20 protein-coding genes and 1 tRNA gene are annotated in these 19,626 nt (G+C 35.2%); 13 read left to right on the forward strand and 8 right to left on the reverse strand.

Annotated features, from left to right (window positions below; translation table 11 throughout):
* The first annotated feature begins 5 nt into the window (after nucleotides 1–5).
* Complete coding sequence (gene era / locus AAGD91_RS00305; RefSeq protein ID WP_341821056.1) at nucleotides 6–890, forward strand: GTPase Era; 885 nt, start codon at nucleotides 6–8, stop codon at nucleotides 888–890.
* A complete protein-coding gene (locus tag AAGD91_RS00310) occupies nucleotides 883–1,710 on the forward strand; it encodes a 3'-5' exonuclease (RefSeq protein WP_341821057.1) in 828 nt (275 codons plus the stop codon). Before era ends, AAGD91_RS00310 begins: the two co-directional genes overlap by 8 nt.
* A gap of 43 nt (nucleotides 1,711–1,753) precedes the next feature.
* Here AAGD91_RS00310 and AAGD91_RS00315 read toward each other — a convergent pair whose 3' ends face one another.
* Nucleotides 1,754–3,058: a lipase family protein gene (locus AAGD91_RS00315; RefSeq protein WP_341821058.1), complete on the reverse strand. Its 1,305-nt coding sequence runs from the start codon at nucleotides 3,056–3,058 to the stop codon at nucleotides 1,754–1,756.
* Between the two features lie 375 nt (nucleotides 3,059–3,433).
* On the opposite strand from AAGD91_RS00315, the gene AAGD91_RS00320 reads away from it, so the two are divergent.
* The 4 genes from AAGD91_RS00320 (at nucleotide 3,434) to AAGD91_RS00335 (ending at nucleotide 6,926) form a co-directional block, all read left to right on the forward strand.
* Nucleotides 3,434–5,425 (forward strand): porin, encoded by a 1,992-nt coding sequence (locus tag AAGD91_RS00320; protein ID WP_341821059.1) that lies wholly within the window; start codon nucleotides 3,434–3,436, stop codon nucleotides 5,423–5,425.
* Nucleotides 5,426–5,558: 133 nt separating this feature from the next.
* Nucleotides 5,559–5,849, forward strand: coding sequence for a GIY-YIG nuclease family protein (locus AAGD91_RS00325; protein ID WP_253309591.1), 291 nt, complete (start codon nucleotides 5,559–5,561; stop codon nucleotides 5,847–5,849).
* Between the two features lie 152 nt (nucleotides 5,850–6,001).
* A complete protein-coding gene (locus tag AAGD91_RS00330; RefSeq protein WP_341821060.1) occupies nucleotides 6,002–6,808 on the forward strand; it encodes a DUF2163 domain-containing protein in 807 nt (268 codons plus the stop codon).
* A gap of 31 nt (nucleotides 6,809–6,839) precedes the next feature.
* Nucleotides 6,840–6,926 (forward strand) — tRNA-Ser (locus AAGD91_RS00335).
* Between the two features lie 117 nt (nucleotides 6,927–7,043).
* Here AAGD91_RS00335 and AAGD91_RS00340 read toward each other — a convergent pair.
* On the reverse strand, nucleotides 7,044–8,291 hold the full coding sequence (locus tag AAGD91_RS00340) for an SAM-dependent methyltransferase (protein WP_341821061.1): 1,248 nt from the start codon (nucleotides 8,289–8,291) through the stop codon (nucleotides 7,044–7,046).
* 101 nt (nucleotides 8,292–8,392) lie between these two features.
* Here AAGD91_RS00340 and AAGD91_RS00345 point away from each other — a divergent pair, with 101 nt between their 5' ends.
* Both AAGD91_RS00345 and AAGD91_RS00350 read left to right on the forward strand, forming a co-directional pair.
* Nucleotides 8,393–8,764 carry a hypothetical protein gene (locus AAGD91_RS00345; RefSeq protein WP_410541935.1) on the forward strand — a complete coding sequence of 124 codons (372 nt, stop codon included), beginning with the start codon at nucleotides 8,393–8,395 and terminating at the stop codon, nucleotides 8,762–8,764.
* A complete protein-coding gene (locus AAGD91_RS00350) occupies nucleotides 8,765–9,049 on the forward strand; it encodes a DUF2610 domain-containing protein (protein WP_007549418.1) in 285 nt (94 codons plus the stop codon).
* A 6-nt stretch (nucleotides 9,050–9,055) separates the two neighbouring features.
* Here AAGD91_RS00350 and dapD read toward each other — a convergent pair whose 3' ends face one another.
* Nucleotides 9,056–9,886 carry a 2,3,4,5-tetrahydropyridine-2,6-dicarboxylate N-succinyltransferase gene (gene dapD, locus AAGD91_RS00355; protein ID WP_341821063.1) on the reverse strand — a complete coding sequence of 277 codons (831 nt, stop codon included), beginning with the start codon at nucleotides 9,884–9,886 and terminating at the stop codon, nucleotides 9,056–9,058.
* 73 nt (nucleotides 9,887–9,959) lie between these two features.
* Here dapD and AAGD91_RS00360 point away from each other — a divergent pair, with 73 nt between their 5' ends.
* Together AAGD91_RS00360 and rpe are read left to right on the forward strand one after the other, a co-directional pair.
* Nucleotides 9,960–10,388 (forward strand): zinc-ribbon domain-containing protein, encoded by a 429-nt coding sequence (locus AAGD91_RS00360; protein WP_341821064.1) that lies wholly within the window; start codon nucleotides 9,960–9,962, stop codon nucleotides 10,386–10,388.
* 117 nt (nucleotides 10,389–10,505) lie between these two features.
* Nucleotides 10,506–11,186 (forward strand): ribulose-phosphate 3-epimerase, encoded by a 681-nt coding sequence (gene rpe, locus AAGD91_RS00365; protein ID WP_253309921.1) that lies wholly within the window; start codon nucleotides 10,506–10,508, stop codon nucleotides 11,184–11,186.
* Between the two features lie 202 nt (nucleotides 11,187–11,388).
* On the opposite strand, the gene pnp is transcribed toward rpe, so the two are convergent.
* Genes pnp through truB form a run of 3 tightly spaced genes read right to left on the reverse strand, consistent with a single transcriptional unit; the run spans nucleotide 11,389 to nucleotide 14,897 of the window.
* Complete coding sequence (gene pnp, locus AAGD91_RS00370) at nucleotides 11,389–13,662, reverse strand: polyribonucleotide nucleotidyltransferase (RefSeq protein ID WP_341821065.1); 2,274 nt, start codon at nucleotides 13,660–13,662, stop codon at nucleotides 11,389–11,391.
* Nucleotides 13,663–13,676: 14 nt separating this feature from the next.
* Nucleotides 13,677–13,949 (reverse strand): 30S ribosomal protein S15, encoded by a 273-nt coding sequence (gene rpsO, locus AAGD91_RS00375; protein ID WP_006279944.1) that lies wholly within the window; start codon nucleotides 13,947–13,949, stop codon nucleotides 13,677–13,679.
* A gap of 12 nt (nucleotides 13,950–13,961) precedes the next feature.
* Nucleotides 13,962–14,897: a tRNA pseudouridine(55) synthase TruB gene (gene truB, locus AAGD91_RS00380; RefSeq protein ID WP_341821530.1), complete on the reverse strand. Its 936-nt coding sequence runs from the start codon at nucleotides 14,895–14,897 to the stop codon at nucleotides 13,962–13,964.
* Between the two features lie 386 nt (nucleotides 14,898–15,283).
* On the opposite strand from truB, the gene AAGD91_RS00385 reads away from it, so the two are divergent.
* Nucleotides 15,284–15,745 (forward strand): hypothetical protein, encoded by a 462-nt coding sequence (locus AAGD91_RS00385; protein ID WP_341821066.1) that lies wholly within the window; start codon nucleotides 15,284–15,286, stop codon nucleotides 15,743–15,745.
* Nucleotides 15,746–15,801: 56 nt separating this feature from the next.
* Here the strand turns inward: AAGD91_RS00385 and ribD are convergent, their stop codons facing one another.
* A complete protein-coding gene (gene ribD / locus AAGD91_RS00390; RefSeq protein ID WP_341821067.1) occupies nucleotides 15,802–17,019 on the reverse strand; it encodes a bifunctional diaminohydroxyphosphoribosylaminopyrimidine deaminase/5-amino-6-(5-phosphoribosylamino)uracil reductase RibD in 1,218 nt (405 codons plus the stop codon).
* Entirely contained in the window at nucleotides 17,019–18,218 is a 1,200-nt protein-coding gene (locus tag AAGD91_RS00395) for a deoxyguanosinetriphosphate triphosphohydrolase (protein ID WP_341821068.1), read from the reverse strand. The genes ribD and AAGD91_RS00395 overlap by 1 nt, the downstream gene beginning before the upstream one ends.
* Before the next feature lie 47 nt (nucleotides 18,219–18,265).
* On the opposite strand from AAGD91_RS00395, the gene AAGD91_RS00400 reads away from it, so the two are divergent.
* Complete coding sequence (locus tag AAGD91_RS00400; protein ID WP_341821069.1) at nucleotides 18,266–18,727, forward strand: heme biosynthesis protein HemY; 462 nt, start codon at nucleotides 18,266–18,268, stop codon at nucleotides 18,725–18,727.
* A gap of 39 nt (nucleotides 18,728–18,766) precedes the next feature.
* Nucleotides 18,767–19,441, forward strand: a complete 675-nt coding sequence (locus AAGD91_RS00405) for an ABC transporter ATP-binding protein (protein ID WP_253309781.1) — start codon at nucleotides 18,767–18,769, stop codon at nucleotides 19,439–19,441.
* Nucleotides 19,442–19,626: the final 185 nt, after the last annotated feature.

Below are 19,626 nucleotides of genomic sequence, written 5' to 3' on the forward strand. Positions count from 1 at the left end.
CCTTTGTGAAAGAAGAAAAATGCTTATTTGTAACGATAGCTGGTTTACCAAATGCTGGAAAGTCTACATTAATTAACAGCATCATAGGCAAGAAGATTGCAATTGTCACCTCTAAAGTGCAGACAACAAGGACGCAAATAAGGGGTATTGCAACATGCAACACCACACAAATTGTCTTTACTGACTCCCCAGGAATTTTCTCAGCAGAAACAAAACTTGAAAAAGCTTTAGTCAAATCTGCATGGTCAGCAATCAAGGGTGATGACATCACTTTGTTACTTGTTGATGTAAGCAATTATTTGAAAAATATAGAAAGAATTAAGACTATATTTACGCGGCTGCAACGCACAAAAGGCAGATGCATTTTGGTTATCAATAAAACTGATTTAGTAAAAAGGCCAGAACTCAAGATGGCTCATGAGCATCTGAATTTGCTTTATAAATTTGAAAAGGTGTTTACGATATCAGCATTAAAAAATGATGGACTTTCTGATTTGATGAATTACTTGTCTGAAATTGCACCGGTGAGCCCTTGGTTTTATGAAGAAGATCAAATAACCGATTCCTCGACAAATTTTTTATCAGCAGAAATTACGAGAGAAAAATTATTCTTGAACTTGCGTGAAGAATTGCCATACTCTACAGCTGTTATAACTGAACAATTTGAGGAAAAAAAAGATAAGAGTTTAGTCATAAAACAGATCATATTCGTGTTGAAAGATAGTCATAAAAAAATAGTGCTAGGGAAAGATGGCAGTAATATTAAAAAAATTAATATCGAAGCACGTGCTGAACTAGAAAAATTATTTGAGTGCAAGGTTCACCTCTTTTTGTTCGTAAAAGTGCGACCTTGGATCGACCGTCCTGAGGAGTATATAGGCAATGCTTAATTCTTTATTGGTATTTGATATTGAAACTATACCAGATGTAAATTCCTGCAAAAATTTGCTCAATATTAGTGATGATAGTAGTGTAGAAGAGAAGAGGGATGCATTAACAAAATATTATCTTGAAATAACAAACGGGCAAAACTCTTTTTTGCGTCAGCCCTTCCACCAAATTGTAGTTATCAGTTTTTTACTTTGCAATATAAGCCACCAGAGCGGTTATGAGGTGTTCACACTGCAAGAAATAAGATCTGGAGGCACACTAAATTCCAGTGAAAAGGAGCTAGTGAAAGGATTTTTTAACTACATATCAGAGAAAAAGCCAAGATTAGTTTCGTTCAACGGACGCACTTTTGATATACCAGTACTGAAGTATCGTGCTATGGTCCATGGCATTCAAGCAGAATATTTTCATAAAGCTGGCGATAAGTGGAATAGCTATAATCAAAGATATAGTAGTGATTGGCATTGTGACTTACTTGAAACCCTCTCTGATTTTGGAGCCTCTGCAAGAGTAAAAATGAACGAAGTTTGTGCAGCATTTAACCTTCCTGGCAAGATTGGAATTGATGGGTCACAAGTTATGGGCTTATACGATAGTGGCAAAATACAAGAGATTCGAGATTATTGCGAAACGGATGTAATTAATACTTATTTGATTTACTTAAGGTTCATGCATCATCAGGGAAGGATCACTACTGAAAGCTACAACAAAAGCGTGGAAGAGCTGCTTTTAGAGTGCGAAAAAAAAGAATACCTAAAGAAATTTAAAGAAGAATGGCAAATAACTTGTGGTGGAAATTTTTATATTGAATTTAAATGAATAGATGTTATGGAACAATCTAATAATTGCTCCATAGTAATAGTTATAAACTCCTTGCAGTAGACAAGTAATTCTCATATGCTATCTTGCTTTGCACAACTTCTGCTTGTTCAATCTGAGAAGAATTTTTATTTTTTACTTCTTCGAAAAAATTTGACCCACCAAAAATATAATTTACTGCATTGGCAGCGTAATATTGAGCATTACCTAAAACTGCAGAGTTAATTTGACTTAATGCCCTAACGGGATAGTAAAAGAGAGATACGTTATTATTTGACTTGAAATCACTTTCATCCATTACTTTAACAGCTTCATGATAACCATCTATTTTATGAAAAGAATATCCTTCCGGTGCTGATATTCTTAATTGTGCACCTACATGAGCATAACCAAAAAGACCAGGTGATACTGCTGGCACTGGATCTTGTCTATGTTGAGTTACTCTAATGGTTTTTTCTTGAAGAACGTCATTATAAAATTTACTAGCAGTAAGGTCAAAAACTCTTGGATCACCAAAAGTTGCAACATGAATATCTTCAGCTCTTTCTGTTTTATTAAGACATAAAGCAGCTATCTTAGCAATCGCCCCTCCCATGCTGTGACCTGTAAGATTAATTCTAAAATCTTTGATTTCTGATCCTTGTTTCTCAGCGTGAGATTTTAAAATGCCATAAAGATTAGGCCATGAATCCGTAAATGAGTTATAAAAACCACGATGAATTCTTCCACCTTTAGATAAAAGTTCTGAGGTAGTAAAAGATGCATTTAGATCAGTGATTAGATCATTTAAGCCCAATAAACCATGTTTTAAGCGAGTACCATGGTAAGCTATTGTTATTTCTTTACCTTTTATGAAAACATGACCAGCATCTTTTTCAAAGCTATTACTAAATGGAATGATTTCATAACTTTCTTTAGTAAGTTCAGCTCTAGTTTTATACATTTTTTCAGGGGATGGAATAATTTCATAACCTTCCGTAGTAACTTCAAATCCAGTTTTGTATACTTCTTCAGCTAAGGTGTTGCATCTTTTTTCACTTAACTTATTGTCGTCATCACCATAGCTTATTTTAGAGAAATTACTCATTTCTAATAATTTCTCTTTATTAAACCCTGCAATTTCTACAATACTTTCATCTATCTTGTGAGAAGAAGGTAAAGAATGTATTTCATTTGGGTCGCGAGGGTTTATAAATTCGTAATCTTCAATAATCTCAAATGCATCGTCTTTTTCTATGTTGTCCCCTATTAAAGAAGAGTTTGATTGTTCAGCATTGTCTAACTTTGAGCTTACATCACCTACACTAGTATTTGTGGTAAACCAATTGCGTAAAAAACTAAAATCCATAACTACCTCAATCTACTATCAGCTAAACAATTTATTTAACTATAATGTAGATTGATATTATTGTCAATAGCATTTTTCATAATTTATTTTTTTAACATAGCTATAGTTTCTTTTCCTTTCAATTACTATTGTTAGAATAAAAAAATTTTACTTCCATAGAATAAATAGTAGAGTTATAATGCACTAGCAAGCAAAAAATATTAACCTTTGTGCTAAATTTTGGTTAATATAAACGTTAGGCATATTAAAAAAGTTGTTTTTAAGGTGTTGCACTTTACTTTTGTTTTCGCTATAAGATTGCTTTAAGTTGAATTTTCAACATTTTTATATATTTACATTTAAGACAATGATTTCGAAATTTTTTGGGGGCACTTCATGAAAAAATCTATTTATACTAGAACTGCTCTAGCTTCTTTATTAACTTTATGTTCTTTCAGCAGTTTTGCAGCTGACTTTCCTGATGAGAGTATGAAGGAAATAAAAAAGCAAGAGAGCACAAAAACTTCTGGAAAAACAGAAGTTATGAAAACATCAAATAAAAAACTGAAAGAAAAGATGGACAGAATATGTAATGCTGATCCAAGAAAAAAAGCTGAAGAGCTTAAGAAAAAAGAGGAGCTAAGATTAGCAGCCGAGCAGAAGAAAAAAGAGGAGATCAGGCTAGCAAATGAGAAAAAAGCAAAGCTTATAGAGGATTCAAAAGCGAAAGCTCTAAATGCTAAGAATTCTAATATAGAAAAAGGTAAGGCTTCTAAAACTAAGAATGCTAAAATTAAAGCTAAAGATGTAAAGAAGGATGTAAAAATTGTTAACAAAAATACAGAGGAAAAAGGTAAGGCAAGTCCTGTTGTTTCAGTTGGTGGAGTTGATATTATCGACACCAACCAAGGAAAAGATGGCTTAAGAATAACTTTTGGTGGTGTTGTTGATGCTCAAAGCTATGGCAAAGCAGGGCCAAGTGGTGAAGAATATAAACGTTACAACGTTATGCCAAACAGATCTATAGAGTATTATACTGCCCCTCAGGATAGGATACAAGGAGCAAATCCCGTATTCCCTAGTGGAATAGGAAATATTGGTGATTACAGCAACGATATGGGTATGACTGCTGATGCGATATTACACCTCAGAGCAGAAAATAAAAATGAAGATTTAGGTTTTCTCTATGGTGCTGACGTGCAATTTCACGTCCCAGTTACAGAAGGCAAAGGGGCTTCACAGGGTGTTTACGCTGCAAGGAGCAGGAGTGCACATGTATTTTTAAATTCAAAACATGGTGATCTAAAGTTTGGTTATCAATTTGGTCCTGAGGCTCTGATGAGAGTTGATGCAACAAGAATTGCAACTGTTGACGGAGCTGCAGATAGTGACTGGTTCAGAAAAGTGAACTTAGAAGGAAGCGCTGCGAGCTTTCCATTTTATGTAACACCACGTCTTTACACTGAAAGTTTTTCGAGTGAAAGTGAAAAATTCTCTTTCCGCATGGCAGGGAAATACAACAAAGATGTTATGACTACACTGCCGTTTAGAGTTGCTTACTACTCACCAAATTATATGGGCGCAAGGTTTGGTATCAGTTATGCACCTCGTTATGATAGTAGCTTGTTTACTGTAAAAGAAACAGTTCCTTTCAAGGATAGTACAGATAATGATAAAATAAAACATAAGGAAGAGATAAAACATGTCGGTCCAGACTATGAGCACATAGTAAGTGCTGGTGCATCATATGAATATGACTTTGATAAACATAAGGTGAAAGTTAAAACTTCTGCAGTTGGTGAGTATGGTCAAGCGAAAAAACTAAATAAAGATAAGCACGTTTATGATGAATATGTAGAGTACAATGACCTTATGGGTGTTAATTTGGGTGTAAGCGCTGATTATAAGATTAATGAAGATCAAGGCGTAAAATTTGCTGCCTCTTTTGCATACTTGGGCAAATCTGGTCAACCGAAGGGTATTAAAAAATTAGTTGGTGATACCTATAAGGAAATTGATGGTAAAGGTACTACTGATGAGGACAAGAGGGTGAAAGGGCTGAAAGCTCAATTTGGTGAAGATAGTATAGACACCATGTATTGGACTGTAGGAGCTAGCTATCAATATGAGAATATCTACACAAGTTTGACGTACTTTGGTAGCAGAATGAATGATGGAGATATGCTTCATGATGTTGCACTTGGCGTTCAATATGATCTTTCTCCTGCTTGCAGTAAGAGCAAATTTGTTCCTTACGCAGCTCTCCATTATTTTATGACTAACGAGAAACAAAACGCAAATCATAAGATTACAAAAGTAGGTAGTAACGAAGAGGCACCTTCTAACCAAGGAATTCTCCTTCTTACTGGTGTGAAGTTTTCTTTCTAACCAACTAGTGTACACCACAGTTAATTGTGGTGTATTCTTCTCTGTTGATGTTCAGTGTTTATTTGTCAATCAAATAAACATATGGTGTCCTCTCTCCTGTCATCCCAGTGCATGACACTGGGATCTAAGTTATATGCAAAATTATTACGTTTACATACTTGCAAGCAAGAATAATCGAACTTTATATACAGGTATAACATCAAATCTGATTAAACGAATCTGGGAACATAAGAGTAAAGTTATTTCTGGCTTTACATCAAAATACAATGTGCATAAATTAGTTCATTTTGAAGAATTTCAAGATATAAATTCAGCTCTTAATAGAGAAAGACTGTTAAAAAGTTGGAAAAGAAAATGGAAGACTGATTTGATCGAAAAAGAAAATCCAAATTGGGTAGATTTATATGATAACATAGTCAGGTAAAATTAGATCCCAGTGTCACGCACTGGGATGACACCCTATGGTTACTGGAATGACACTCTATAGCTACTCAGATGACGGGAAAAGAACCAAACTGGCTTATCTACTAGCCGTATAGCTACTTTCAAATTCAATCAATTAAACAGGAGGCCCCTATGCAAACCACACTAAAAAATCATTTAGCTGGAGAATTACTTACCACCGCTACGTGCTGGAAATTAAAGCTCGCAGGTGGAGAAGTAATGGGATTCACTGACTATGATGAAGATTTAAATATTAATAATATACTCTATAAATCTTCAAGTGGATTTACAGCCAGTAGTATAATATTAAACAGCGATTTAAAAACTGATAATCTAGAAATTGAAGGGATATTAAATAGTGGTGATATTAAAGAAGAAGATGTTTTATCAGGAAAGTACGACTTTGCAAATATTGAAATATTTCTTGTGAATTATAAAGACTTGACCCAGGGAACAATGAATCTACATTCAGGAACTTTTGGTAAAGTGACATTAAGTAGTGGAAGATTTATTGTTGAAATTAGAGGGCTCTCAGCAAAGCTTGAGAGAAGCATAGCAGAATTATACTCTCCTGCATGCAGAGCACAATTTTGCGATGATAAATGCAAAGCCGATACTAAAAAATTTAGTAAAATAAGTACGATCACTAAAGTAATAGACGAAAGAAGATTTGAAGACACGAATTTAACTGAGAGTGATGAATATTATAAGCACGGAGTAGTGAAACTCTTTGGCTCAACAGCGTTTGAAGGTATAGTAAAAGAATATAAAAATAAAGTAGTTACATTGTTTACTTCGCCTTCATACCAAATTTTTGCTGGAGATAAATATTCAATACTCGCAGGTTGCGATAAAACATTTCCAACTTGCAGAAGCAAGTTTAACAATACTGTAAATTTTCGTGGTGAACCCTATATACCAGGTTTTTATATTGTTTAGCAGCACAATTTTCAATATTATGAATATGCATGGAAAGGTGGCTGAGTGGTCTAAAGCACACGCTTGGAAAGCGTGCACATATGAAAATATGTCGGGGGTTCGAATCCCCCCTTTTCCGCATATTACTTCTAGAATAGTATAAAACCCGCTATGTCAGCCTCCTTTTACCCCACTTAGGTATGTACCAATATACCTAATTTTGTTACAACATTCCCAACAACATAAATTATTTTAGCTATGCTATCAATAGCATTGCTTTAAAAAGAGTGCCCATATTTTCAGTCAACCTTAAGAATTCACTAAAGATCCTATTCTTTTGTTCATCACTTGCACTTTTCATTAAAGCCTGGGTTCTTTCTTTTATGCCAAAAAGATATAAAAATTCTCTTTGAGTTAAAATCTCGCAATCTACGTGTTTTAATGAATCTTTTAATGCTTGAAAGTTCACAAGTGCAGTAATATCACTATTACCAACATTCTCAAGAAAATTAGCATACTTATGTTGTTTTATCGATTGCAAAGTGCTCTTATATGCGGGGTATACATAACCGTAATCTATAATCAAAGCAGCTCCTTTATTATTATGTATCTTCTTCTCAAGTTTTTTTAATATTTCAACCCCAGTTGAACATATTTCCACCACTGCATCATTAAAAAGTTTTCCATTTGCCGTTCCAGCGCTTGATGCATAATTGTACGAACGTTGCAATTTACAGGTAATTTGAGTAGTAGGTGGTGTCATTCCAGTGAATGACGCTGGAATCCAGTGTTTATTATACAACTGCTCAGTGTGCTCATTTACAATTAAGTTTTCTGGATCCCAGTGCCGAGCTACTCGGATGACATCATTCTTGGTGTGAATTACCCTTGTATCACAACGTTCGTATAGCTGTGTGCTTGATGCTGGAGTCCAGTCTGGTTGAGCAGTTTGCACAATTTTGAGACCGTTATCGCCTTGTTTTGTCACCCTATTTTCATACCACCCCTCATCACGATATACAAACTGATCTATCGGAAGAGCGTCAAAGAACTCATTTGCTAAAAAAATGGTTGGTTGTTCTGGTAGGTTGTCAATATCTTTGTGCCAATTAACACCTAAGCCTTTTAATTTTTCCTTTTGTATCTTCTGTAAAGTAGGGCTTATTTCAACTAAGTGGATCAACATTGAATTAAAAAAGCTGCTGTATTTTTTAGTGACTCTTATTATATCGTGAATGAGTGTTCCTTTGCCTGGCCCAAGTTCAACTAGAGAAAATTTTGATGGCTTTCCTAATTTTTCCCATGTATGCATTATCCAAACTGCAATTACTTCACCAAATAATTGGCTGATCTCAGGTGCAGTAGTAAAATCACCATCCTTACCAAGTGGTAATCTACTCGTATAATAGCCGTATTTTTCATGGTACAAAACGGCATTCATGAAATCACTGATGGATATTGATCCTTGACTTTTGTCAATTAATTCGTGTATATAAGTGAGCATGTTATTAATAAATGTTTAACTATAGCGTGCCATAATATAAAATAGTAGAGTATTTATATATATAGTATAAACTTAAGTTTGTGAGTAATAGTGCTTCAGTTATGGACGACAAAAACACCGATTATGTTGCCCTTATACCTCAAGATGATAGTATTGAATACAAATTTGAAGAAGCTGCCAATTTTATAGAAAACAAGGTTATAAATGCTGATGGACTAACTTTAGCGGAAGTGTTTCAAGTGCTAGTTCAAATGCTAGATGGTGATCTAGAATTGGTAAAAAAAGTACTAGCATATGCTAATATTATGGCAAAGCATGGAATGAAGGTAGCAAAAGAGTCGCAATTAAGCAGAGCTAATGTTCGCCGAGCTTTGGAAGGTAAAGAAAGTGTTGTCAATAGACAAGATTTTATAAAGAAACCACCTCTTCCACCTGCTATAAAATCGACCAAAAAGAAAAGTAGAGGTCTTTAGATGGCTGAATCTATAAAAAAATTTACTGTACAATGTGACTTCAAAGGACAAAGTTCACCTTTTGCAATATATATAGGAAATCCAAAAAGTGATGCTCATCCAATTCATCATCAAGATTCCTGGCTTGTAAAAGAACGTGGAGGGAATATCCCTAATAAAGTAAAAGAAAGTCTACAAAAATTATATAAACTATCTCAAGAAAATGGAGTCTCTTTCTCAGAGTTATGTGCGTATGCCATTACTGTGGTTAGTAATAATGATAAAAAAAGTGACGACAAGCAGTGAGATAGTTTAATCCCTCAATATTTCATTTATAGAGGTTTTCGATCTCGTCTTTTCATCCACTTTTTTTACTATAACTGCACAATAGGTTGAAATGTTATTTTTAGATGGAATAGACCCTGGTACCACTACAGAATAAGGTGGCACTTCGGCATAAAATACCTCGCTAGTTTCTCTATCAATAATCTTTGTTGATGCTCCAATGAACACACCCATGCCAAGGACTGATCCTTCTCTCACTACCACACCCTCGGCTACCTCGCTACGTGCTCCAATAAAGCAATTATCTTCTATAATGACAGGTGAAGCTTGAATAGGCTCAAGGACTCCACCTATTCCCACTCCACCGGAAATATGGCAGTTTTTTCCTATTTGCGCACAGCTACCAATCGTTGACCAGGTATCTATCATTGTTCCTGAATCAACATATGCACCAACGTTGATAAAACTTGGCATTAGAACAACATTTGTACCTATATAAGCAGATCGGCGGACAAAACACCCAGGAACTGCTCTAATTTTTAACTGGCGAAATTTCTCCTCATTCCATTCACTAAATTTGTTACCGATCTTGTCAAACCAGCAATTGGTATTGTCTATTATTTTGTTTTCTTCAGTGAGAAAATGTAATAATATTGCCTGCTTTATCCACTTATGTACTACCCATTCTCCACTTGATAGCTTTTCTGCTACTCTAATTTTGCCACTATCAAGGAGCTCAATTACCTCTTTAATTGCTATTCTTGCTGTTTCCTTTAGGTTACAGTCATTAAATTTTTCTCTATTTTTCCAAATATTTTCTATCTCACTTTGTGTTTTTTTTAGTTGCAAACCTTCCATTTGTTATATATATTAATATTAAATTTATAGCTCTGTATCATTTGAGCTTGTTACCACTTTATATGTAAGTGCTATGAAAATACAATGTAATAGTTGTACTAAAACTTACTTAGTATCTTCTGAGCAAATTGGTGCATTTGGAAGAAAGGTAAAGTGTACGAACTGCAATCATATATGGCATGAACATCTAGAAGAAGCGTCAAACAAATCGCACTCTGCTAATATACAGGAAAAAAAAATTAGTGGAAGGAATTTTTTACAAAATCTAGCATTTACCACTCTAGCTTTTGCAACAGCTACAGGGTTATGCGTCGTAATTGCTAATGGCATCTTTCCTAGAGAGATGAGCAAAGCATACAAAACGATCAGTTCATATAAGGATTCAATAAGCTATAAATTAGGGTACAAAAAAGAACAAACAGAAAATCCAAATGTAAAAAAACTTGTTGTAAATAAGTTTTATCAAGACTACCTTTTTTTATCTAATTTAAGATCTAGTTAAATAGGCATAAACCATTGCCGATATCGGTATCCAGTTCCTATAGCTACTCAGATGATGCAAATAGTATTAGGGTGACAGAGTCTTAAAAATAAGTTATTTTTTAGTAAAAAACAGCTCATGAGTATTAAAATTGCACCTTCTATACTTTCAGCAGACTTTGCAAAATTAGGAGAAGAAGTAAGAAAAATTAGCGATTTAGGTGTAGATTACATACACATAGACGTTATGGATGGGAATTTCGTTCCAAATATTACAATTGGTCCTAGCGTTGTCTCTGCAATACGTAAATATAGCAATCTTCCTTTTGATGTGCATTTAATGGTCAAATCTCCTGGTAACCACATTGAAAGCTTTATAAATGCTGGTGCTGATATTATCACTGTACATGCAGAAGCAGAGATACACCTTGAGAGGTTGATAAGAAAGATAAAGTCATACAAAAATGTAAACGACGCAAAAAAAACGATTCAAGCTGGAGTCTCAATTGTTCCTTCAACTTCCCCAAGTGTGCTTGAATACATAATACATGAGCTAGATATTGTGCTGATTATGACAGTCAACCCTGGCTTTGGAGGGCAGGAATTTATTCATTCACAGTTGAACAAGATATCTACTATAAAAAAAATGATACAGGAGCGTAATCTTAAAACACAAATTTCAGTAGATGGTGGAATTAACTTTTCTAACGCAACTGATATAATAAAAGCAGGTGCTGATATTTTAGTTGCGGGATCGGCAATATTCAAGGCTGAAGATATTAAGAAGGCCGTAAATGATCTTAAAAATCCATCGTGGTAATCCTATATAGCTAGTGCAGCCCTACGTCATACCGCGATTCATTCGCGGTATCTCAGCCGCTAACACGTAGCGGAATGTTGGCAAACCTAAGATCTTTAGCTAGTTAACACAAATTATTTCTATTATCTACTAATTTGAAAAAGTCTCTGGTCCAAGTAGTCAAGCTACTTGGATGACAAGAGGTAACGCAAGAAGTTTACTCTTAATAAAAGCCTGATGATGAATCATTATTACCAAATTTCGGCCTATTTCTGTTGCTGAAACCAGAACGAGGACGAGAAGGCTTCTTATGGTAACTTCCTCCAGGTTTTCTATTAAATGAATTATTGTAATAATTATCCCTGTCATTTGGACCATCTTTCCTTTCCTCGTTGTAAAGCTCACCTTCAAAAAACTCTCCCGTCTCTTGATCAACTCGACGTCTTGACAACTTTGGACATCCACCTTTTTCGAAGTCAATTACTAGTGCTTTGAAAGTATCATCTTGTTTAAGTATGCTCTCTATAGAATCTATGTGTTCATTAGCTACTTCACTTATGTGCATTTTTCCTTTTCTGCCATTAAGAAATTCAAGCTCTACAATAGACTTCTCCATTTTTACAACTTTGACATCAACTATAGAACCTTGTTCTAGTTCTGTTATTGAATCAATCATCATACTCTTTGCAATTTCAGCTTCAGTGCCACTCGTGGCAAAAACAGAAACTTTACCATCATCTCCTATTTCAATTTTTGCATTACTTCTTTCACACACACTGCGTATATTTTTTCCTTTAGCACCAATAGCTGCAGAAATTTTGTCTTTATCTATGTAAAATGATAACATCCTTGGTGCATGGTCTTTGACGTCATCACTGTGTTCTGAAATCACTGCATTCATTTTTTCTAAAATATGTAATCTTCCAGCTTTTGCCTGTTCTAAAGATTTTTCAACAATTTCAAAGCTTATACCAGAAATTTTCATGTCCATTTGTAGTGCCGTAATTCCTTCACTAGTTCCTGCTACTTTAAAGTCCATATCACCAAGATAATCTTCATCACCCAATATATCGGAAAGTATTACATACTCGTCTTTATCTTTAATAAGGCCCATAGCAATTCCAGCAACAGGGGCCTTTATTGGTACACCCGTATCCATTAAAGCAAGAGAAGTCCCGCAAACTGTTGCCATAGAAGAAGAACCATCAGATTCCATAATTTCAGATACTACTCTTATTGTATAAGGGAATTCAGATTTATCAGGTAAAACAGGGTGAATTGCTTTCCAAGCAAGTTTACCATGACCGATTTCTCTCCTTCCTGGTGCACGTATAGCAGAAGCCTCTCCAACAGCAAATAGAGGGAAATTATAATGCAGCATGAAATGCTCACGTCTATCTCCTTCAATATCATCCACAATTTGCTCATCTTGAGTAGTACCAAGAGCAGTAACAACCAATGCCTGAGTGTTGCCTCTTGTAAACAGCGCAGAACCGTGAGTTCTGTACAGAATATCAACTTCAACTTCTATCTGACGTATCTCATCATGCTTACGACCGTCTATCCTTACACCTTTCTTCCTAATTATTTCACGTACTAAAGATCTTTCAAAGTTTTTTACTGCATACGTAATTAACTTTTCATCTTTTCCAGTCTCTTTAAGAGTATTCAATATATTCTCTCTGACCGCTTCTAGAGCTTGAACTCGCTCTTGTTTTACTGTTTGCGAATATGCTTTTTCAAAATCTTTACCGTATTTTTCGAGCTCTTGTGTTATATCTGATGTATCAACAGGAGCAAAGCTTTCAGGCTTATTGCCAACTGTATCAGCAAACTCTTTTATGAGCTTAATGACAGGTTTAAGGTGTTCATGGCCAAATTTTATTGCATTAAAAACATTTTCTTCAGAGAGCTCTTTCACTTCTGACTCAACCATTAAAATCGAATTTTCATCACCAGACAAAAACAGATCCAAGCTGCTTGCTTTCATCTCTTGAACAGAAGGGTTGAGTATATAGTTATTATTTTCATCACAACCAACTATCACTCCAGCTATAGTAAAGTGAAAAGGAACACCAGAAACCGCAAGAGCTGCAACAGCACCAATTAATGCTGGCACTTCAGGAGGATTGACTGTATCATAAGTTAATAGATTACACACCACACTAATTTCATCATGAAATCCTTCTGGAAAGAGTGGCCTTACACTCCTATCTATTACTCTTGAGATTAAAGTTTCTCTATCAGATGGCTTGCCTTCTCTTTTAAAAAAACCACCAGGGATCTTACCCATGGCATAGCTTTTTGCGATAAACTGCACATTTAAAGGTAGGAAATCAACGCTTTCTTCCTTCTTTTTACGTACAACAGTTACTAAAACAGAAGTATCACCGTAATTTACAACTACTGAACCATGAGCTTGGCGTGCTATTTTTCCTGTTTCTAAAGATAAGGCACGACCACCCCACTCTATAGATTTTTTTATAATTTTAAACATACTAAATTCCTCGATTATTTTCTAATGCCTAACTTCTCTATTAATTCCTGGTAGGCTTCATTACCAAATTTACGCTTTATATAATTTAAGTGCTTGCGTCTTCTACCTATCAATATAAGTAAACCACGCTTAGAGTGATGGTCATGCTTGTGCACTTTAAAATGCTCAGTTAAGTTACTGATCCTCTCGGTCAAAATTGCACATTGTACAAAAGATGAACCTGTATCATCCTCTTTAATCGCATATATATTTATCAAACTCTTTTTCTTTTCGGATGTTATCGACATCTAAACCTCATTTTAAATATTAAAAACACGAATAGGTTTCACACAACCATAAATAAAACTGCAGATTGCAATAGGTACACTACCCACTATCGTACAACAAATATCATAATTCTTTAAATTACGCAAGTTATTTAATACAACTTCCTGACCTTTTCTGATTTTCCCCGCATCTTCTGGGGAAATTTCAATTTTGAACATCGATTTTAAAGCCGATTCAATGGGAATGATGAAACTTTTTGCATTACTCCCTGTACCTTCCATTACTCCAGTATCACCTTTTGTTATCGGAGAGTAAGTTATTGTGTTTCTTTCAGCGAGCTGTTCAATTGTCACTGATTCGTTTTCTCTAAAGTCACCTACCATAGTTCTTCTTAATTTCGTAATGTGTCCAAAACAATTTAATGCAATGCCAAGATCCCGAGCAATTGATCTCACATATACACCACTACCGCACATCATAGAAAAATTTGCACTATTATTTATGGTGTCCACAGATATCAATTTCAGCTCATGTATTTTGACTTGTTGGGGTTTTATATTTACCTTTTGCCCACTTCTTGCCAATTTATACGCCCTTGCTCCTTTAATTTTTATTGCTGAAAATTGAGGAGGAGTCTGCTTGATCTCACCAATAAAATTTTTAATTGCACAATTTATTTGATTATATTCGGGTTTTATATCGCTAGTTCTAATGATATCACCACCCAAATCATCCGTTGTTCTTTGTTCGCCCCATTTTATTGTAAAATCGTATGCCTTTAAGTCACAAGATAAATACGGTATAGTTTTTGTTGCCTCGCCAAGAGCAATTGGCAACACACCTGAAGCTAAAGGATCAAGTGTTCCCAGATGACCAGCTTTCTTAATTCCAAAGATCTTTTTAACTTGGGTTACAGCTTGTGCAGAACTAATTCCTATTGGTTTATCGAGATTCAGCCAGCCGTGTATCATATGTGAATTATATACAGCTGATGACAGTTTAGGAAGCAGCTTGAAATATATACTTTAAATAATAATGTAAAATAGCTTGACTAACATACATCTATTAACAAATACTTAATCTTTTTATTAGCATTATTAAGGGTACTATTATGACTATAAATACAAATAAAAGCATATTGAAGTGGGAAAACACTGCACATATAACAAAAATGAGTATTGAAGGTTTAGTTGCACTTGCATCTTTAGCGTGAGCAATAACGGCAATATTAATTGCTACTAAAGTAATTGCTCGACCTGCATCTTTAGCATTTGTTGCTAGCCCTGCTGGAATTGCAGTTCTATTTATTGCCGCTGTATATTTTGCCGCAGCAGCTTATGCTTCATATCAGCAAATGCAGAAGAATGAAGAAATAGGAGTAAACGGTACAAATGGTAAGGATGGTAAAGACACAAACTTTGCTACTCTTGCCAAATATGTGGTAAAGAGTGGTACGATTGTTGAAGAAACAGTTGAAAAAGAGGGCAAGAACGATGTTCAGCAATTATTCTTGACACTTCCAATTGCTGATTACAAAGCATTAAATAATGGAGTAGTTCACGTATTATTAGCAAATAGGAAAGTTGTTAAGCTTGCAAACGTAGCTCCTGAAGATAATGCTACTGAATGTAAGGTGCAAATAACTAAAGTTGCTGAAAAAACAACTGTTGCTGAAATGAAAGCAGAGTTATATATGGCTAATGATTCTAAGTCATTAAAAGTTGCGGTGAGTAATGAAGCTTTAAAAGGTAAAGTAGCAACTAACTTAGCAGATGTTGCATTAGAAAATGCTATATCAAACGCTAAAAAAGTTTAAAGTTAATGAAAGAAGAGGTAGAGGTGGTTCTGCCTCTTTTTTTCATTTGAGAAGAGTTACGGTAATCTATCCCACATCTCAACTACATCCTTACTAAACTCTATTATCTCTACTTTTTTAAATTGGTAACAGTTGTTGATGGATTGAATTCCTAAATTCCCTATAAAGGGGATGGCATCATTACCTAAAATCTTACCACTACGGCAGATTATCAGCCTGTCGATTAAACTATGCTTCAGTAGCTCTGTGATTAACACTCCTCCACCTTCAACTAATAACCTTGTTATGCCAATTTCTGAAACAAGTTTTGATGCCATGTCTTTTAGGCAGACTTTGCCAGCATTGTTTGAATTAACTACTAAGTAGTTAATATTTTTCATTTTTTTCCTTACCTTGTCGTTTGTAATCACCCAAGTTGCCGCCAAGCCTCTTGATGTCATCCAAGTAGCTGACACTGGGATCCATTCTTCTTCTTTTTTTCTAGATTCCAGCGTCACGCGCTGGAATGACACCGAAGAGTGAGCTATTGGCTCTTTGCTTAAATCATAGCTATACAAGGGACCTGCAGTCTTTGCAATATTATGCTCTTCCTGCAATTTTTCCTGGCTATCAATAATTAGCCTTATTGGCGATCTATTTTCAAGTCCTGGTAATCTGCAAGTTAAGAGTGGATTATCGTTAATAAGAGTATTGCTGCCAATCATAATTGCATCATATTTTGCTCTAAGCTCATGCACCCAATTTCTTGTATCCTCACTTGTTATCCATTTGCTATCGCCTGTAAATGTTGCGATTTTTCCGTCAAGAGTTGTTGCGATTTTGCAAGCTATAAATGGTCTATGTAATTCTTTAGTGGTGAAAAAACCGACATTCAGTTCTTCTGCCTCTTTTTGCATAATACCTTGCTCAACTTCAATTCCTGCTTCTTTCAGAGCTTTAATGCCTCCACCTGAAACTCTACTATCTGGGTCAATAGTTGCAATTACTACCCTTTTTACACCAGCTTTTATGATTTTTGCAGTGCAAGGCCCTGTGACTCCGTGATGACAACATGGCTCAAGAGTGATATATATAGTTGCACCATGAGTTGAATCTTTAGTGTTTTGCAAAGCGACTACCTCTGCATGCGGACGTCCACCGATCCCTGTATATCCCTCACTAATAATTGTACCATCCTTTACAATAACACACCCGACAGCAGGATTTGGTGCAACATTTCCAAGATTTTTTTCTGCAAGCTTTAATGCAATTGACATGAAGTGATCATCTGTCATTAGAAAGAAGTCATTTCATAGGAGGTATCAAAAATTCTTCTGTGCTCGTGTATGGCAAATCTATCTGTCATACCTGAGATATAGTCACATATTATTACTGAACGCTGAGATTCACAAGCGAGTTTGCTCCACTCTGTGGGAAGTAATCCTGGGTTTTCATAAAAACATTGAAAAAGTTCCTGTATTATGCGTTTTGCTTTGTTCATCGTTCTACTCAGTTTATAGCTTCTGTATATTTTCTCCATGTTGAATCTTTTCATTTCTTTTGTAGCATTCGCAACTTCTGGTGAAAATGTGACTAGCATTTTATTTAGACTTCTTACGTCTTCTACGCTTTTTATTTTTTGATTTTCAATATTTCTTTCAGTCTGAGAAACAACATCACTTATCATAGTTCCTATAGTTCCACTCAGTGATTCATGTATGAGTTTGCTCTGAGGCAATTCTGAATATCCGCTCCTTACGTCTTTAAACATTTTTCCAATTAAAGGGACATTCAGCAAATCTTCGATGGTTACTAAATTTGCTCTGAGTGCATCATCAAGATCGTGAACACTGTAAGCAATATCATCGGCAATTGAAGCAACTTGCGCTTCAATGCTTGAAAATTCCTCAAGTTTTAGATCATATTTTTCATTATATTTTAATAACAGCTGATTATTTGTAGAAGACTCCGCGTTTTGACCAAGCAAAGGACCATTATGTTTTGCAACCCCTTCAATCACCTCCCAACTTAGATTCATACCATCAAAATCAGCATGTTTTTGTTCAAGATAAGTTAAAATCCTTATAGCTTGAACATTATGATCAAACTCATACTTCTCGTTATCAAGATTCAAATCTTGAACTGATTTCTTTAGAGCATCTTCACCTGCATGACCAAATGGAGGATGACCAAGATCATGTGCGAGCGCTATGCATTCAGTGATATCCTCATTTAAGCCAAGTCTACGCGCAATGGACCTTGCAATTTGTGCAACTTCAAGGCTATGAGTAAGCCGAGTGCGATAGTAGTCGTGCTCATAATTGATAAAAACTTGTGTTTTGTACTCCAATTTCCTAAACGCATTAGAGTGAACAATGCGATCTCTATCACGCTGAAAGCAGCTGCGATTCTCATCTTCTGGCTCTTTGAAGTATCTCCCTTTTGTTTTGCTTGGAAAGCATGCATAATTTAATAGAAAATTATTGTTTGACATGTAAAATTTCTACTATAATAAATTATCAATAATAAACGGTGGTTACTATGTCAACAAATTACAACATCAACTTAACTGATAATGCACTAAAAAAAATCCACTCTCTTGCAGAGCAGGAAGGGGATAAGAGTTCCGTTTTGCGGGTTGCAGTTTCAGGTGGTGGATGTTCTGGCTTCAAATACAATTTTCTTATGGATCAAATGAATAAAAATCTATCTTTGGATGATGAAGATGATGATTACGATGATGAGTTTGATGACGAAGACGAAGATGATGACTATGAAGAAAGCGAGGACTATAGAAGCCACTACAGTTTTAGCGAAAAAGGTAAAGATATAGTAATTAATGATGAAAATGGCAATCCTGTATTAATGGTTGATAATTGTTCAGCAAAATTTTTAAATAACTCAGTTATAGATTATACTGAGGATCTCAGTGGTTCTGGTTTTCAAATAAAGAATACCCTTGCTAAGTCTCAATGTGGTTGTGGTAACAGTTTTTCGGTTTAATTATTACCAAAATTTAGATGCCTTCTGGGTCTTTTAAACATGGGTGATAATGTAGCTCTAGAACTAACTTCTGTAGATAAAAGCTTCAAGGACAATTCTGCTGTTGTAAAAGACATCAACCTAAGTGTCACAAGAGGGCAAGTAGTAGCGCTGATTGGCAATTCAGGTGCAGGAAAAACAACTATATTGCAAATCGCAGGCTTGTTGGACAAGCCAACTTCAGGTATAGTTACGATAGATGGAATAAATTGCACACAAGCTAATAATAAGCATAAAACCCATGTAAGAAGAAATTTTCTTAGTTTTGTTTATCAATTTCACTATTTGTTACAAGAGTTATCGGTGTTGGAAAATATTATGCTTCCTCAACTCATTGCAGGAAAAAGCAAAGCTGAAGCAAAAAAAAATTCGCAAGCAATGTTGGAAAAATTTGGTCTGGAAAACAAAGCAAGTAGCATGGTATCTGAAGTTTCGGGTGGGGAAAGGCAGAGAGTTGCAATTGCAAGAAGCATTGTCAATTCTCCAAAGCTTTTACTTGCAGATGAGCCAACAGGAAATTTAGATCCAACAAATTCTTTTAACGTGTTTTTACTGCTACATTCATACGTAAAGGAAAATAACAGCTCTATGCTTATAGTAACGCACAATCATCTCCTTGCAGAAAAGGCAGACTGCATTTTCCAATTGAGAGATCGATCATTAGTGAAGTTGTGAATAGGGAAAATAGCACAATTTAAACTACCTATGCCTTATACTTATCTAACCAATGATCATTAACAGAGTACAACTCGCATGAAACGCTTTCATTGCTTTTTATACACGGACTTTTTAACTTACGCTGTTTACTTAGGGAACACCCCGATAACATAAACACAGCTAAAACAAAAAATAATAGCTTT

Source organism: Wolbachia endosymbiont (group A) of Myopa testacea (assembly GCF_964027115.1).
Lineage (GTDB): Bacteria > Pseudomonadota > Alphaproteobacteria > Rickettsiales > Anaplasmataceae > Wolbachia.

Excerpts from the sequence above, each read along its gene's own strand:
- AAGD91_RS00400 (WP_341821069.1), top strand. The coding sequence starts at position 18,266 with ATGTCAACAAATTACAACATCAACTTAACTGATAATGCACTAAAAAAA.
- AAGD91_RS00405 (WP_253309781.1), top strand. The coding sequence starts at position 18,767 with ATGGGTGATAATGTAGCTCTAGAACTAACTTCTGTAGATAAAAGCTTC.
- AAGD91_RS00330 (WP_341821060.1), top strand. The coding sequence starts at position 6,002 with ATGCAAACCACACTAAAAAATCATTTAGCTGGAGAATTACTTACCACC.
- AAGD91_RS00395 (WP_341821068.1), bottom strand. The coding sequence starts at position 18,218 with ATGTCAAACAATAATTTTCTATTAAATTATGCATGCTTTCCAAGCAAA.
- pnp (WP_341821065.1), bottom strand. The coding sequence starts at position 13,662 with ATGTTTAAAATTATAAAAAAATCTATAGAGTGGGGTGGTCGTGCCTTA.
- ribD (WP_341821067.1), bottom strand. The coding sequence starts at position 17,019 with ATGACAGATGATCACTTCATGTCAATTGCATTAAAGCTTGCAGAAAAA.
- AAGD91_RS00345 (WP_410541935.1), top strand. The coding sequence starts at position 8,393 with ATGGACGACAAAAACACCGATTATGTTGCCCTTATACCTCAAGATGAT.
- AAGD91_RS00310 (WP_341821057.1), top strand. The coding sequence starts at position 883 with ATGCTTAATTCTTTATTGGTATTTGATATTGAAACTATACCAGATGTA.
- rpe (WP_253309921.1), top strand. The coding sequence starts at position 10,506 with ATGAGTATTAAAATTGCACCTTCTATACTTTCAGCAGACTTTGCAAAA.
- AAGD91_RS00350 (WP_007549418.1), top strand. The coding sequence starts at position 8,765 with ATGGCTGAATCTATAAAAAAATTTACTGTACAATGTGACTTCAAAGGA.
- rpsO (WP_006279944.1), bottom strand. The coding sequence starts at position 13,949 with ATGTCGATAACATCCGAAAAGAAAAAGAGTTTGATAAATATATATGCG.
- AAGD91_RS00385 (WP_341821066.1), top strand. The coding sequence starts at position 15,284 with ATGCAGAAGAATGAAGAAATAGGAGTAAACGGTACAAATGGTAAGGAT.
- AAGD91_RS00340 (WP_341821061.1), bottom strand. The coding sequence starts at position 8,291 with ATGCTCACTTATATACACGAATTAATTGACAAAAGTCAAGGATCAATA.
- dapD (WP_341821063.1), bottom strand. The coding sequence starts at position 9,886 with ATGGAAGGTTTGCAACTAAAAAAAACACAAAGTGAGATAGAAAATATT.
- AAGD91_RS00320 (WP_341821059.1), top strand. The coding sequence starts at position 3,434 with ATGAAAAAATCTATTTATACTAGAACTGCTCTAGCTTCTTTATTAACT.
- AAGD91_RS00325 (WP_253309591.1), top strand. The coding sequence starts at position 5,559 with ATGCAAAATTATTACGTTTACATACTTGCAAGCAAGAATAATCGAACT.
- AAGD91_RS00360 (WP_341821064.1), top strand. The coding sequence starts at position 9,960 with ATGAAAATACAATGTAATAGTTGTACTAAAACTTACTTAGTATCTTCT.
- AAGD91_RS00315 (WP_341821058.1), bottom strand. The coding sequence starts at position 3,058 with ATGGATTTTAGTTTTTTACGCAATTGGTTTACCACAAATACTAGTGTA.